Origin of the sequence: Micromonospora cynarisoli, from assembly GCF_030518815.1 — a bacterium.
GTDB lineage: Bacteria > Actinomycetota > Actinomycetes > Mycobacteriales > Micromonosporaceae > Micromonospora > Micromonospora wenchangensis.
The window spans coordinates 4306973-4321648 of the sequence record NZ_CP130426.1 but is presented as its reverse complement, the minus strand read 5'-3'; the positions used below and the strand labels follow the sequence as shown (position 1 = coordinate 4321648).

Annotated in this window: 12 protein-coding genes and 1 tRNA gene; 7 read left to right on the top strand and 6 right to left on the bottom strand. The window is 72.2% G+C overall.

Going from position 1 to position 14676, the window contains the following annotated elements; translation table 11 throughout:
- Positions 1 to 54: 54 nt before the first annotated feature.
- Positions 55 to 1875, bottom strand: a complete 1821-nt coding sequence (locus Q2K16_RS18575; RefSeq protein WP_302738836.1) for a VanW family protein — start codon at positions 1873 to 1875, stop codon at positions 55 to 57.
- A gap of 686 nt (positions 1876 to 2561) precedes the next feature.
- On the opposite strand from Q2K16_RS18575, the gene Q2K16_RS18570 reads away from it, so the two are divergent.
- The gene (locus Q2K16_RS18570; RefSeq protein WP_302746532.1) at positions 2562 to 3104 is read left to right on the top strand and encodes a DUF6230 family protein; all 543 of its coding nucleotides are present in this window, start codon (positions 2562 to 2564) and stop codon (positions 3102 to 3104) included.
- A gap of 80 nt (positions 3105 to 3184) precedes the next feature.
- Positions 3185 to 4723: a DUF6114 domain-containing protein gene (locus tag Q2K16_RS18565; protein ID WP_302738835.1), complete on the top strand. Its 1539-nt coding sequence runs from the start codon at positions 3185 to 3187 to the stop codon at positions 4721 to 4723.
- Positions 4724 to 4808: 85 nt separating this feature from the next.
- Here Q2K16_RS18565 and Q2K16_RS18560 read toward each other — a convergent pair whose 3' ends face one another.
- The 4 genes from Q2K16_RS18560 to Q2K16_RS18545 all read right to left on the bottom strand — a co-directional run bounded on the left by Q2K16_RS18560 (position 4809) and on the right by Q2K16_RS18545 (position 11594).
- Positions 4809 to 6479 carry a DUF885 domain-containing protein gene (locus tag Q2K16_RS18560; RefSeq protein ID WP_302738834.1) on the bottom strand — a complete coding sequence of 557 codons (1671 nt, stop codon included), beginning with the start codon at positions 6477 to 6479 and terminating at the stop codon, positions 4809 to 4811.
- A gap of 61 nt (positions 6480 to 6540) precedes the next feature.
- Positions 6541 to 7611: a PHP domain-containing protein gene (locus Q2K16_RS18555; RefSeq protein WP_302738833.1), complete on the bottom strand. Its 1071-nt coding sequence runs from the start codon at positions 7609 to 7611 to the stop codon at positions 6541 to 6543.
- Between the two features lie 73 nt (positions 7612 to 7684).
- Complete coding sequence (locus tag Q2K16_RS18550; RefSeq protein ID WP_302738832.1) at positions 7685 to 10657, bottom strand: glycosyl hydrolase; 2973 nt, start codon at positions 10655 to 10657, stop codon at positions 7685 to 7687.
- 160 nt (positions 10658 to 10817) lie between these two features.
- On the bottom strand, positions 10818 to 11594 hold the full coding sequence (locus tag Q2K16_RS18545) for a M23 family metallopeptidase (protein ID WP_302738831.1): 777 nt from the start codon (positions 11592 to 11594) through the stop codon (positions 10818 to 10820).
- Between the two features lie 144 nt (positions 11595 to 11738).
- Between Q2K16_RS18545 and Q2K16_RS18540 the strand changes: the two genes are divergently transcribed.
- The 4 genes from Q2K16_RS18540 to Q2K16_RS18525 all read left to right on the top strand — a co-directional run bounded on the left by Q2K16_RS18540 (position 11739) and on the right by Q2K16_RS18525 (position 13661).
- Positions 11739 to 12101 (top strand): hypothetical protein, encoded by a 363-nt coding sequence (locus Q2K16_RS18540; protein ID WP_302738830.1) that lies wholly within the window; start codon positions 11739 to 11741, stop codon positions 12099 to 12101.
- 73 nt (positions 12102 to 12174) lie between these two features.
- Positions 12175 to 12342, top strand: coding sequence for a hypothetical protein (locus tag Q2K16_RS18535; protein WP_168222581.1), 168 nt, complete (start codon positions 12175 to 12177; stop codon positions 12340 to 12342).
- Between the two features lie 112 nt (positions 12343 to 12454).
- Positions 12455 to 12988, top strand: coding sequence for a tRNA adenosine deaminase-associated protein (locus Q2K16_RS18530; protein ID WP_302738829.1), 534 nt, complete (start codon positions 12455 to 12457; stop codon positions 12986 to 12988).
- Positions 12989 to 13208: 220 nt separating this feature from the next.
- On the top strand, positions 13209 to 13661 hold the full coding sequence (locus tag Q2K16_RS18525) for a nucleoside deaminase (RefSeq protein WP_302746531.1): 453 nt from the start codon (positions 13209 to 13211) through the stop codon (positions 13659 to 13661).
- A 95-nt stretch (positions 13662 to 13756) separates the two neighbouring features.
- On the opposite strand, the gene deoD is transcribed toward Q2K16_RS18525, so the two are convergent.
- The gene (gene deoD / locus Q2K16_RS18520) at positions 13757 to 14467 is read right to left on the bottom strand and encodes a purine-nucleoside phosphorylase (protein WP_302738828.1); all 711 of its coding nucleotides are present in this window, start codon (positions 14465 to 14467) and stop codon (positions 13757 to 13759) included.
- 75 nt (positions 14468 to 14542) lie between these two features.
- On the opposite strand from deoD, the gene Q2K16_RS18515 reads away from it, so the two are divergent.
- Positions 14543 to 14629, top strand: a tRNA-Ser gene (locus tag Q2K16_RS18515).
- Positions 14630 to 14676 lie beyond the last annotated feature (47 nt).

Here is a 14676-nt window from a genome sequence, read left to right as displayed (position 1 = left end):
GCTCGGTCGTGTCCGGGGCGGGTGTCTCCGACCCGTGCGGGCTGGAGCGTGGGGTCAGGGTTTGGGGCCGCAGACGAAGTTGGGCTCGGGGTCGTAGGTCCAGCTGAACTTCTCCCGCTTGACGACCTTGCCGTCCTTCTTGATCACGCGGAAGGCGTCCTGGGTGAAGCCGATGCTGCCGGCGGCGGCGATGCACTTCGGGCCGGGCTCCAGGTGAACCGTCTTCGGCGAGGTGATGTTGCGGCGCGGGCCGTACTCGGTCTTCACGCTGTCGTAGATCTTGGTGCTCCACATCGACACGGTGATCGTGTTCGAGGTGTAGGCGGTGTCGATCAGGACCCCGTACGGCGTGTTGTTGCGGAACTTGAAGTCCAGGTCCGGCCAGAAGATCGTCGACTCGATCACCGCCGGGTAGCGGCTGAAGTAGAACGAGTGCGGCTTGTGCTCGACGTCCTCCAGGCCGGCGTAGTAGCTGGCGTTGAAGAGCGTGGTGGTGAACTGGGAGACGCCGCCACCCACCCCGGGCACCAGCTTGCCGCCGACGATTACCGGGGCGTCCTGGTAGCCCTGACCGTAGCCGCGCTCGCCGGTGTGCGCGTTGAGCGAGAACGTCTCCCCGGGCTTGACGATGGTGCCGTCCACGTCCTTCGCCGCCTGGATGATGTTCTGGCTGCGTGGCGAGGAGAGCCCACCTGGGAACTTCGTGGAGAAGGTGGAGACCCGCTCCTTGATGCCCAGCTCGGCCAGCTTCGCCTCGGTCAGCTCCGGCTCGGCCTCCGTGAGCTGCCCGGTGACCGTCCGGCCGTCCGGTTTCGGCAGCACCGCCAGCAGGTCCCGGCCCAGCGCCGCCGAGTCGAGCTGCTGGCCGGCCCGGCCCGGCACCACCTTCAGCTTGCCGCCCGAGACGGTCAGCCCGGCGTCCTTGGGCGGCGACTCGATCGCGGCCAGCTTGCTGCCCAGCGCCGACCGGAGCCGCTTCACGTCGACCTTCGGCGTCAGCTTCCCCTCGTCGTCGGCCGAGAAGCGCAACGCGCGGGCGATCGTCGAAGGCGGAACGCTCACCGACCCCTTGGTGGAGGTGATCGTGACCGGTGCGGCGACTGCCGGCTTCGCCAGCTCGGCGATCATCCGGTCCACCTCCTCCCGGGTGGTCACCGGGTTCTTCTCCACCACGGGCACCGTCACCGGCTGGCCGGCCAGCCAGCCCGCGCGGACCACCCGGGCGGACTGCTCCGGGTCCAGGGTCAGGCTCGGCTTCGGGTAGACCGGCTTCGGGGTGGTGCCGGTGAAGATGATCGCCGGCAGGGTCATGTCCCGGCCCTGCTTGCCGAGGATCTCCCGCAACGCCGCGTCCAGCTTGGCGGCGTCGACCGTCACCACCGGGTCGACCGACCGGGACCCGAACAGCCGGTCCACCGGGTGCGCCTGCGCGTCGGTGGCGGCGGCGACCGTGGCGTCCACGTCCACGGCCAGGCCGACGTCGGCGGGCTTGATCTCCGCCCGGTTCTCGCCCACCACCACGGTCAGCGGCGCGTCGAGCGTGGCGGCCCGTTTCTCCAACTCGGCCCGCAGTTCCCTGGCCGCGTCGGCCCGACTACGGCCACCCAGCTCGGTGCCGAGCACGCTGGTGCCGCGTGGGACGTCTCCGGCGTACGCCCAGGCGCCCGCGCCGACCACCCCGGCCAGCACCGCGGCGGTCATCCCGCCGGCGAGCAGCAGCCGGCCGCGCCGCCACCACGGCCCCGGCCCGCCGCCGGGACCTGCGGCCCCACCGGCCGGTGGGGGTTCGTCCTCGGACGGCCAGCTCACCGCGGTGACCTGCACCGTGGGGCGGTCGTCGGAGACCGGTTTGTCGCCGTACAGGGTCACAGCCACCTCGATCGGACGTACCACGTGGGGGGTTGCGGGCCCCCAGGGACACCTACGGTAGCCAACCGGACGGCCAGCCGACAGCGTGCGTCCGGCCATCCTCACCGCCGCGTGTCGGTGCCGGTCACCCGGTGTATGGCCGTTCGTGGCACGGCGTCCGGATGGACGAACCGGGCCCGGGGGACCGGGGCGCGGACTGGCCGTGCGGCGGGACGCGGTCCGCTGTCGCCCGGCGGGACGCGCCGACGGCGACCGGCCCGGCGGTCGACGCGTACCGCGTTGCGCCGGGATCGTCACCCACAGACAACCCTCAGGCCGGCGTTATCAAAACGTGATTCTTGTGAGCCTGTCTCTACTCAGGGTGGCGGAATCGACTTCGGTCGCTGCGTTCTGGGTGAATTGAGGGAACTTGCCGGCTCGCCGATGTTAACCGTCGGTAACATGCGGACATCTCCAAGATTCGTCCCCGTTACCGGCCGGTAGCAAGAGGTCTTGTGAGGTAGGTCGCTTCGCGGGAACATCCAATCCGCGTACTGCACGCGGCCACCGGCCCGGTGGCAACCGCAGCACCCTCCACCCTTCTCCCGAACCGCGACCGCGTTCGGTGCTGACCCCTCGTCAAGGAGAACCCCGTGAGTGAAACGGAAGGCCGCCAGTTCGGCGGCGGGACACGGTGGCGTCGCTTCGCCGCGATGATGGTGCCGGCCACCGCGGTGGCCGGGGCGATCGTCTTCGGTATGTCCAACGGCGCGATCGCCGCGTCGTTCGCCGTCTCCGGACAGACCTTCAAGGTCGGCGCCTCCAGGTTGGAGGGCACCGGCTTCAAGCAGTACGGCGGCTTCGTGAAGGAGAAGGACGGGACCGCGCACCCGGTGGCCGTCTCCGAGATCACCAACGCCAAGCTCTACGACCTCTGCCAGTCGGTGAAGGTACCGGACATGCCGATCGTGCTCACCATCAACGCCGGTGGCGACGGCAAGCCGGCGACGGCCGAGGGCCTGCTGATCGACATGGACTCGCTCGGCGGTGACGCGGAGTTCACCAACATCAAGATCGGTCGGGACGCCACCGACCTGAACGCCGGGGCCACGCCGAAGTCCTTCGGCCAGAGCGCCGACAAGGTCGTCATCAAGGACCTGGAGCAGGTGGCCCGCTCCACCAGTGCCGGTGTCTTCACCCTCAACGGCCTGAAGTTGAAGATCAACGTCGGTGCCGCCGCCAAGGAGTGCTTCTGAGCTGAGGACCGGGCCCGTGGCGGCCACCTGCGGCGGGCCCCGGCCCGTACCCACCCACGTCAGAATCGCCAGGAGGACACGTGACATCCGCCCAAGAGCGGCCCGCCCGACAGAGCCGGGTCGGTCACGCCTGGCGTGCCTTCCGACGGTGGCGGCGGGTACGGCCGTTCTGGGGCGGCCTCCTCACCGCGTCGGCCGGTCTGGAGATCTTCGCCACCACCCAGATGAGTCTCGGTGGCCTGACCTTCCAGATGGGGCCGACCGGCTTCCTGTCCTGGCTGATCCCGGTCATCCTGGTCACCTGCGGGATGCTGATGTGGTTCACCCCGCAGCAGCGCCTCTTCTACGCCGTCATCGCGGCGGTGACGGCGGTCTACTCGCTGATCGGGGTCAACCTCGGCGGGTTCTTCATCGGGCTGCTCCTGGGCATGGTGGGAAGCGCGCTGGGCTTCGCCTGGGTCCCGGCCCGCACCCCGGCGGAGGGAGGTGCGGCAGTCGAGGAGGGTACGGCAGCTCAGGAGGCGCCCCTCGTCGACGAGCTGATGCCGCCGTGGCAGGAGGAGCACACCACCGGACCGCTGACCGACACGTTGCCCCCACCGCGGAATCCGCTCCGGGACACGGTCCGGGGTGACCGCGAGGGGGCCGGGGCCGCCGACACCACGCAGATCCTGCCGACGGCCGAGCCGGGCGGTGGCCCCTACCGTCCGACCCATCGGGACCCACGGTTGTACGCGACCCTGCTGGTGCTGACCACCACCGCCATGGCCATGGTGCTCGCGGTCCGGGGAGCGCAGCCGGCGCTCGCGGAGCCGGCCTGCCCCGGGCCGACGAAGACCGCGTCCGCACCTTCCGCACCTCCGTCCGTCCCGGCCAGCCCCAGCCCCACGCCCGCCGGGACGCCCGACGGCAACCTGCTCACCGACATCCTCGACGGCATCACCGACCTGTTCACCGGCGGCGGAGCCGAGACGGCGGCGGCGTCCCCCACCCCGGAGCCCAGCACCAGCAGGCCGGCCGTCGGTTCTGGGGGCCGGCCGGGGTCGAGCGCGACCGTCCCGGCCACCGGGTCCACCCCACCGGCCCCGACGGCATCCGCCCGGCCCGGCCGGGGAACCTGCGGAAAGCCGGTGCCGCGCGCGTCGAAGCGGGTCGAGGTCGGCAAGCCACTGCCGAGGATCGCCCCCGAGCCGGGACAGCCGACGGTGGCCCGGCAGCCGTCCAAGCTGACCGGCACCAAGGTCACCATGACCGGGCTGCGGTTCGAGGGCATCGTCGACCTGCCCACCTCCGACGGGACGCTGAAGGCGTTGAAGTTCAGCATGAGCCGGGCCGTCACCGCCGACTTCAGCCTGGTCGCGGACGGCCCGGCGGGCCGCCACCAGCGGTACGTCACCGACGAGCTGACGGTGCAGGGCGACGTCGCGTTCTACGCCACCCGGTTCGTCGGCAAGCTGCTCGGCATCACCATCACGCTGACTCCCGACCTGCCGTTGCCCGACGGCATCCCGATCACCTCACCGATCCCGATCACCTTCACCGACCCGGCGATCGACCTGGCGTTCGTCGACTCCGACACGCTGACCGCCCGACCGGCGCTGGCGTTGAGCCTCTCCTGAACCTGCGCCCACCCCCACGGTGCGTCGGGGGCGGGTGACCGCCCGCCCCCGACCACCCGTCGCGTCCGCCCGCCGGCGGTGCGGTTCAGAGCCGGGCCAGGGCCCGGCGCAGCGGGTCGAGCCCGAGCGCACCCAGGTCGAGCGCCTGCCGGTGGAACTCCTTCAGGTCGAAGTCGGCGCCCTTGCGGGCCATCGCCTCCTCCCGGGCCTGGAGCCAGATCCGCTCGCCCACCTTGTACGACGGCGCCTGCCCCGGCCAGCCCAGGTAGCGGTTCAGCTCGAAGCGCAGGTTCTCGTCCGGCACCCGGCAGTGCGCCCGCATGAACTCCCAGCCCAACTCAGGCGTCCACCGCTCACCCGGGTGGAAGCCGAACGGGTTGTCCCGAGGGATCTCCAGCTCCAGGTGCATGCCGATGTCGACGATCACCCGGGCCGCCCGGAACGCCTGCCCGTCGAGCATGCCGAGCTTGTCGCCCGGGTCCTCCAGGTAGCCCAGCTCGTCCATCAGCCGCTCGGAGTAGAGCGCCCACCCCTCACCGTGGCCGGAGACCCAGCACAGCAGCCGCTGCCAGCGGTTGAGCAACTCCGCCCGGACGGCGGTCTGCGCGACCTGGAGGTGGTGGCCGGGGACCCCCTCGTGGTAGACCGTGGTCACCTCGCGCCAGGTGGAGAAGTCGGTGACCCCCTGCGGCACCGCCCACCACATCCGCCCGGGGCGGGAGAAGTCCTCGCTCGGCCCGGTGTAGTAGATGGCCCCGTCACTGGTCGGGGCGAGGCAGCACTCGATCCGTCGGACCTGCTCGGGGATGTCGAAGTGGGTGCCGTGCAGTTCGCTGATCGCCTTGTCGGCCAGCGCCTGCATCCAGTCCCGGAACGCCTCCTTGCCCTGGATGGTGCGGGCCGGGTCGGCGTCCAGCACGGCCACCGCCTCGTCGATGGTGGCACCCGGGCCGGCGATCCGGCCCGACACCATCCGCATCTCGGCCTCCAGCCGGGCCAGCTCCGCGAAACCCCAGGCGTACGTCTCGTCCAGGTCGATCTTCGCGCCGAGGAAGTACTGCGAGGCCAGCTCGTACCGTTCCCGGCCGGCGGCCTGCTTGTCCCGCCCCCGTGGGACCAGCTCGGTACGCAGGAACTGGCCGAACTCGGCGGTCGCCGCGGTCGCCGCCGCCGCACCCCGGCGCAGCTCGGCACCGAGCGTGCCGTCGGCGTCCAGCCGCTGCACCAGCCCGTGGAAGAAGTTGTCGCCCTGCGGGTCCGTCCAGATGTCGCACTGCTTGGCCACCTCGGTCAGCTGCACCTTGGAGCTGACCCGGCCGGCCGCGGCGGCCTCACGCAGCGTGGTCTTGTAGCCCTCCAGGGTGGCGGCGAACCGGTTGAGCCGGGCGGCGACGGCGGCCCGGCCCTGCTCGCCCTCGGTGGGCATCAGGTCGAAGACCATCCGGATCTCGTGCAGGCCGCTGGCGATGACGTTCACCTCGCTGGTGATCTCGCCCGCGTCGTGCCGGGCCAGCTCCAGCCCCAGGCGCTCCTGCATCGCCTCCTTGGCGGTCCGCTCCGCCTCGGACTCCGGCTCGGTCGCGTCCAGGTCGGTGAGGGCGCGCCGGGTCAGTTCGGCCCGTGCCTCGTAACCGGCGGGCGAGAGGTCGTCGAGCTGGTCGTCGTAGCCGGCGATGCCGACGTAGGTGGCGCCGGTCGGGCTCAGCTGCGCCCAGTCGGCCACATACCGGTTCGCGAGGTCATCGATTCGTCCCACGCTGCGACCCTACGTGACCGTCGGGGCCGGTTGTCGAGTGTGTTTGCCGAGCCGGGGCGGATCATCCGTGGGCGCGGGTCCAGTCGAGCAGGCGTTCCGCCGGCCAGGTGTTGACCACCCGGTCGGCGGGGACGCCGCACGACGCGGCCCGCACGCAGCCGAACCGCTGCCAGTCGAGCTGCCCGGGGGCGTGCGCGTCGGTGTCGATGGCGAACCGGCAGCCGGCCTCCAGGGCGCGGCGGATCAGCCGCTTCGGCGGGTCCTGCCGTTCCGGCCGGGAGTTGATCTCCACGGCGACGTCGTGGTCGGCGCAGGCGGCGAAGACCGCGTCCGCGTCGAACTCGCTCTCGGCGCGGGTCCGCGCCCGGTGCCCCCGGTCGCCCGGGCCGGTCACCCCCGCCGGCCGGGACGACACCATCCGCCCGGTGCAGTGGCCGAGGATGTCCAGGTGCGGATTGGCGATCGCGGTGAGCATCCGACGGGTCATCCGGGCCCGTTCGTCGCGCAGGCCGCTGTGCACCGAGCCGACCACCACGTCGAGCCGGGCCAGCAGTTCCTCGTCCTGGTCGAGGGTGCCGTCGGCGAGGATGTCCACCTCGATCCCGGTGAGGATGCGGAACCCCTCGGGCAGCGCCGCGTTCACCGCCGCCACGTGGTCGAGCTGCCGGCGCAGCCGGGCGGCGGTGAGGCCCCGGGCCACCGTCAACCGGGGCGAGTGGTCGGTCAGCACCACGTACTCGTGGCCGAGTTCGACCGCGGCGAGCGCCATCTCCTCGATCGGTGACCCGCCGTCGGACCAGTCCGAGTGGGTGTGGCAGTCGCCGCGCAGCGCGGCCCGCAGCGCGCCGGCCGCCGCGTCGAGGTCGACGCCCTCGGTGGCGACCAGCCGGCGCAGGTAGACCGGTTCCTCACCGGCCAGCGACTCGGTGACGCAGCGGGCGGTGACGTCGCCGACCCCGGCCAGTTCGGTGAGCGTCCCGTTCCGGGCCCGCTCGGCCAGCTCCGCCGCCGGCAGCGCGGCCAGGGCGGTCGCCGCCGAGCGGAACGCGCGTACCCGGTAGGTGGCCTCGTTGGCCCGCTCCAGCAGGAACGCGATCCGGCGCAGGTCGGCGACGGGGTCTCTGGCGCTCATGGATGGCAACCTACGCGCCCGCGCCGCCGGTCGGGGGACGACCGGCGGCGCGGGGTGTACGCAGGGGGCGGGATCAGGAGTACGGCAGCTTCACCACCGACTGGTTGCCGGTGCCGAGGGCGGACGGGTTGACGCCGATCGCCGACCAGACCTCCACCCTGACCGTGCCGCCGGAGAGGTTGCCCAGCGTGCCGGTGGCCGAGTGCAGGCCGGCGTTCTGCGTGTAGTGCTCGTAGCCGGGCACCGGGTCGGTGGCGAAGTACCTGTAGGTCTCCACCCGGTCGAAGGTGCCGTCCCCGGTCAGGTCGTAGGAGACCCGGGCCTGTACCCCGTTGCCGACCGACTGGCCGGCGTCGAGGAACAGGTCGAACCCGGTCTGGCCCCCGGTGTAGGCGAGGTTGAGCCGGGTCGCGGTGAAGACCACCGGGTTGCTGGGGGTGCCGTCGTGGTTCGCGCCCCCGGTGCCGGGGACGGTGGTCGTCGCCGCGCTGCCGGCGGAACCGAGCCCGCCACCGGGCAGCAGGAACCGGGTCGGCGAACCGGCCGGCGGGGTGGTCGGCGGGGTGGTCGGCGGCGGGGTCGGGCTGGTCGGGGTCGGCGACGGCCCGGTCGGGGTCGGCGACGGCCCGGTCGGGGTCGGCGTCGGCGACGTCGTCGGGGAGGTGGTCGGCGTCGGGCTCGGGTTGGTGCCGCCGGCCGCGTTGCCACCGCTCCAGGTGTACGCCCCGGTCGTGGCGGTCTTCCCGGCGGCCACGGTGAGACTGGTGCCGTCGGAGAACCGTACGGTCAGCGGCGCGGCGGTGATGTTGCTGGCCACGTAGGTGCGCGTGCCGTTGCGGTTGAACACGGCGGCCAGCGGGTGGCTGGCGGTGACGGTGGTGTCGACCTGGCCGAGCGCGGCGAGGTTGCGGACCCAGTGGAAGGTGTGCGCCCGGCTCTCGCCCTCCTCCGGGGTGTAGCCGGGGTTGGCCCGCAGCTTGGCCAGTGCCGCGTCCGGGTCACCGAGGGCGAGGAACTGCCAGTGGATGTCCTGCCACACGGTGGGTTCGCCGCCGTTGTTGCGGACCAGTTCGGCATAGTTCGCCCGGTTGTAGGCCGGCCGGTAGCCGAGGTAGAGGTGGCCGCCGGTGACGGGAAGCATGTTGATGCCCTGGATCATCTCCGGCTCGGCGCTGAACCACGTCGCGTACGCCCCACCGTCACCCCAGACCATGCCGACGGTGGAGTGCCCGAACGCCGCCGGGTAGTTCTCGTCGTCGACGTCGAACCAGTACTCCTGAATTGCGGCGGCCTGGGTGGTGTAGATGAACACGCCCGCGTCCCGGACGGCGGTGTTGCCGGTGGCCTGACCCCACTGGATCAGGGCGTTGGCGAAGTTCATCCCCTCCGACGAGGACTCCTGGTTGTTGCCGGCGTTGAACGAGCCGTGCCCGGCGGCCCAGTCGTGCCCGGCGTAGATGTCGAAGTCCCGCAGGTAGGGGAAGCGGGTGTCGGAGCGCTGGTAGTTGTTGGCGTCCCGGATGAGCAGGTCGACCATGCCGCCGTACTGGCTCTGCGCGGCCCACGCCGGGTCGAACTTGGCGAGCGTCGCCGCCGCCGCGATGAAGTACCCGTAGTGGAAGTGGTGGTCGTTGAGTTCCTGGTCGGACCCGTACGACGCCGGGTAGCCGATGAGGGTGCCCCAGTTGCGGTCGTAGTAGAAGACCTTGGCGGTCTTGCCCGGGGCGGCGGTGAACCAGTCGGTCAGGGTGGCACGGATGGCGGCCAGCGCCGCGTTGCGGGTCTCGGTGTCACCGACCTGGTCGGCGATCTCGGCGATCCGGGCGGCCCGGCCGAGGCCCTTGCCGGTCCAGTAGGTGTCGCCGCCGCGCTGGTCCATCGGGTTGCCCCGGACGGCGGCGAGCTGCTCCCTGAGCTGGGCCAGGTCGGAGCCGGAGCCGGTGGCCACGGCGGGCACCTCGGGCAGCACCCCGTGGAACTTCATCGCGGTGCGGAAGGAGGCCACCCCGGTCAGCACCTTCATCAGGCCGCGCGCCGACGGGTAGGTCTGGGTGAGCGGGGTGCTGCCGGCGAGCGACTTCCACTGGTGCGGGTAGAGACTCACCACGGTCTGCGTGGCGGTGCCCTCCCGGGCGGTGGTGGTGAACGAGTACGTGGTGGTCACGGTGCTGGTCGCCGGGTCGTAGGTGTAGCCGACCCGGGTGCCGGTGACGTGCGCGTGGGCGTACCGGCCGTAGCTCGTGGCGAGCGAGGCGCGGGCGGTGGCGTCGGCGGTGGGCGGCAGCAGGGCGATCGAGAAGTAGCCCTTGCCGGCCAGGCTGGAGGTGATCCGTCCGTTGCTGACGGCCCAGGTCGCGCCGGTCGGGGCGTACCCGACGTAGTCGTGGCCCCGGACGGTGAAGCCGATGGTGCCGCCGCTGTTGGACCAGACGGTGGCCGCGCCGCCGGTCGGGTTGATCTGGGCGTCGCCGCCGGTGGCCTGGAAGTAGGCGAACGGCAGCCCGTGGCCGATGGTGGCGCGCAGGGTCCGCGCCCCGTCACTCCAGTACGGGCTGACCGTCCAGTCCGTCCAGTCGTCGACCTTGACCACCGGTGCGGCGAGCGCGGCAACGCCGACCCGGATGTCCTCGGTGTAGGTGTACTTGAACTCGCCCACCCCGGTCGCGGTGCCGCTGACGGTGGCGGTCGACGGCGCCGAGAAGCCGAGCCCGTCGCCGAACGGCTGGTAGGACAGCGGGTGGGCGTGCAGCGGCTCGCTGTAGGAGCAGTTCGTCTTCTTCCACAGCAGGGACGACCACCAGTCGTTGGTGGGGACCGGCCCGGCGGGGGCGTTCGCGGTGGCGTACTGGCGGGGGTTGGTGGACAGGTCGCCGCAGCCGCTGGGCAGCGGGCCGACCGGGTCGGTGGTGTAGCTGCCGGCACCGACGGTGGCCGCCTCGGCGGGGGTGCCGGCGGTGGTGAGGGCGAGGCCGCCGGCGAGGACGGTCAGGGCGGTGGTGGCGGCCAGCACCCAGGGGGCGCGGCGGCGGGGGACGGGAGGTGTCATCGTGCCTCCTCCGCGCGGGGCGGGTGGGCCAACTGCGCGCGGTTCGTCGGAATTCGAGGGTTTCATGGGTCGAGAGAGCGCTCTCTCTGCCCGGGACGTTAACCGACGGGTAATACCTACGTCAATGCGTATGGCTGATGACGCCGCCACCGACCCCCGGTCAGCCTGCGCCGGAGGAGCCGCGCGGCGCGCGCGGACAGCTGTGCTCACGCTCCCAGGCGGTCACCGCCGCCACCGGCGACCGGTTGCCCTTCTTCCGCCACGAGTCCAGGTACTTCGCCGGCCACACCACACCCCGCCGGATCCACCAGTCGTCGTGCCCGGTGCACTTCGGCGACACCCCGAAGTGCAGGTGACAGACGTTGTTCGCGTTCCCCGTCCGGCCCACCTCGCCGAGCCGCTGCCCGGAGCGCACCCGGACCCCGGCCTCGACCCCCGGGTCGACCACGCTCAGGTGCGACCCGTAGTACCGCACCCCGTCGTCGCCCAGCAACGACACCGACAGGCCACCGTTGTACGGCCCCAACGGCCCGTTCTTGCGGAACCGGTCCACCCGGCTCACCTCCAGGACCGTCCCGTCGGTGACCGCCACCACCGGCTCGCCGCAGTCGGCGAAGATGTCGGTGCCCGGGTATCCCGAGTGCGTCGGATGATAGGCGACGTTGCCGGCCCGCACCGGGAAGACCCGGCGTAGGGCCGCCGCGTCAGGCGTAGCCGACGGCGACGCGGTCGGGGTCGGGCCGGCGGTGCCCGAGGGGGTGCCGGCCGGGGCCGTCGAGGTCGCCGGCTGGTCGCCCGTCGCCACCGTCGACGGGCCGTCCCAGACCGGGCCCGCGACCGGCTCGTCCGTCCCGCACCCCGCCAGCACCGCCGCCACGAGCAGCAGGACGGGGTACGCCGGACGGGTACGCCGTGGGCCGGGCCGCAGCAGGGACATTCGGACATCCTGACAGACGGCTACCGTGGAGGTCGCACCGACAGCGGCACCCGGCCGACGACGGGCTCCCGGAACGACCCGCCGACCCGATCCCGGCCGGCGGCGGTGCGACGGGTTCCGTCCGGCCGGAGGGGAGCAGTGACCATGACCGACCACCAGCCCGGACGCGTCCCGTACGCCGCCTCGGGGCTCTTCCCCGCCGGCCCACCCCGCCGGCCGACGTGGCGGGAACCACACCCCGTCACCGGGGCGGCGGTGGCTTCCGGCGGCACCCTCGCCGCCGCCTGGCTGGTGCTCTTCGGCCTGCTCGGCCACGACGTCGGAAGCTACGCCTGGTGGACGGTGGTCGCCGGCATGCTCGCCTGGCTCGCCGCGTTCGCCCTGGTCCGCTACGGCGACCGGGGAGCCGGCACGGGCGTGGCCATCGTCACCGCCGGTGGCTGGAGCATCGCGTTCGCGGTCGTCGTGGTGCGGTGGGCGGTCAGCGCGGACTGGCCGATGTGGTGACCCTGCGTCGTCGCGCGGCTTCGTTTGCCGCACCATCTTGACGTACCCGCTGTGACTGGGGACGCTCTTCGGTATGGCCTGGAACACCCCGCGGCTCGACTCCGAGCGGAGCCGCCGCCGCCTCCAGATTCTCGCCGAGCTGGCGGGAGCCCGCGCGGTACGCCAGCGGGAACGGCCGCAGCGGGAACGCACCGAGCGGTTGCGCCAGCTCATCGCGACCCGCCGTCGCGTCGCCGGCTGACGAACTTTCCCCGGATTGCCGGCCCTTCGGGGCGTTGACCGGTCGGCTGCCGACCCGACCGGTTAACGTGCACGCGTAACGAGTCGGCTGTGCCGAGGTATTTGGGGGAACCATGTCGTACTTCGCTGCCGCCCTGGTGCGCGACGAGGGCGGCTGGAACGCCGCCGAGGTGAACCTGCGCGGGGCCACCGACATCGACGAGGTCGCCGACCGGCTGCGCGACGTCGAACCCGACGCCGACGTGTCGCTGCTCTTCGTCGAGGCCGACGACGCCTATCTGGTGGTGCTGCGCCTCGACGAGGGGGAGGATCTGCGGGTCTTCGGCTCCGACTCGGCGTACGCCGAGGAGTCCCGGCTGGGCGCGCTGCTCGTCGGTGACCTCAAGACGTCGGTCACCGGCCTCGACGACGTCGACGAACCGCCGTCGGCCACCGCCGGTGGCGGCGACGAGGACAGCGAACAGCCTGTCGTCGACCCGGAAGCCGACCCGGTGGGTGACGCCGACATCCTCGCCGACCTGGGCATCTCCGCCCAACGCCTACTCAAGCTCTGTGCCCACGAGGGCATGCTCCCCGCCGACGTGACCGCCGAGGTGTGCCAGGTGCTCGGCTGCGCCGACGAGGTCGAGGAACTGCGTGAGGTCTGACCCTCCACCCCCCGACGACGCCACGGCAGGGTCGTCAGGGGTCGGGGGTGGTCCGGCGTTGCCCGGTGCCGCCGGGCCGCTCGACGCCACCGACCCAGCCCTGGGCACCGTACGGCCGGGTCAGCCGACACCCGGTGCGGCCGGACGGGTCGGCCCGGGGGCCCACGAGGGACTGGCCGGGCCGGATTCCGTCGGTCGCCGGCAGCGGCACGAACGGTGGATGCGCCGCGCGTTGGAGATCGCCGTGACCGGCCCGGACCTGCCCGTCGCCGACGCTTCCGCCGAGGTGGTGGGGGACGTGCCGGTGGGGGCGGTGGTCTACGGCCCGGACGGCACCGAACTCGCCGTCGGCCGCAACGAACGGGAACTGACCGGGGACCCGACCGCGCACGCCGAGGTGCTGGCGCTGCGCCGGGCCGCCGCGCGGTCGGGCCGGTGGCGGCTGGACGACTGCACGCTGGTGGTCACCCTGGAGCCGTGCACGATGTGCGCGGGCGCGCTGGTGCTGGCCCGGATCTCGACGGTCGTCTTCGGTGCCTGGGAACCCAAGACCGGCGCCGCCGGATCGCTGTGGGACGTCCTGCGCGACCGCCGGCTCAACCACCGACCCGAGGTCTACCCGGGCGTCCTGGAGACCGAGAACGCCGCCGTCCTGCGGGCCTTCTTCCGCTGATCCCGGCGTCGGGTTAGGCCGACGGGGCCGATGTTGCGGTGTCCACGCCCGGCGACACCGCAACATCGGCCCCACTGCGAGCCGTCGGTGCAGGGTCAGGAAACGGCGACGGTGTCCAAGGCGATCTCGACCATCTGGCCGAAGGTCTGCTCGCGTTCCTGCGCGGTGGTCTTCGCGCCGGTCTTGATGTGGTCGCTGACCGTCAGCAGGGTCAGGGCGCGGGCCTTGAACCGGGCGGCGATCGTGTAGAGCGCGGCGGACTCCATCTCCACCGCCAGCACGCCGTAGTCGGCCAGGGTGTCGTACAGGTCGGGGCGGTCGGTGTAGAAGGCGTCGGCGGCGAGGATCGGGCCGACGTGCACGGTGATGCCGCGCCGCTCGGCCACCTCGACCGAGGTACGCAGCAGCCCGAAGTCGGCCACCGGGGCGTAGTCGATCAACCCGTCGAAGCGCATCCGGTTCATGTTCGAGTCGGTCGACGACCCGATCGCCGCGATCACGTCCCGGAGCTGGAGATCCTCGGTGAGCGCGCCGCAGGAGCCGACCCGGACCAGCGTCTTCACGCCGTACTCGTTGATCAGCTCGTGCGCGTAGATGGACGCGGACGGCATGCCCATGCCGGAGCCCTGGACGGAGACGTCCACGCCGTTCCACCGCCCGGTGAAGCCCAGCATGCCCCGCACCGTCGAGTAGCAGGTGGCGTCCTCGAGGTAGGTCTCCGCGATCCACTTGGCCCGCAGCGGGTCGCCCGGCATCAGGACCCGCTCGGCGATCTCGCCCGGCTTCGCGCCGATGTGCGTACTCATGGCGAAGATCCTGCCAGGCCGGCCCGGGGCATACCGGTGCGGCATCCGAACCGGTGTTCCTGTACCCTCGTCGGCGGTGGCGTGTCCGAGTGGCCTAAGGAGCACGCCTCGAAAGCGTGTGAGGGTTTACGCCCTCCGCGGGTTCAAATCCCGCCGCCACCGCTCGTGAACAGCGAGAACGCCCGGTCGATCCGCGAGGATCGCACCGG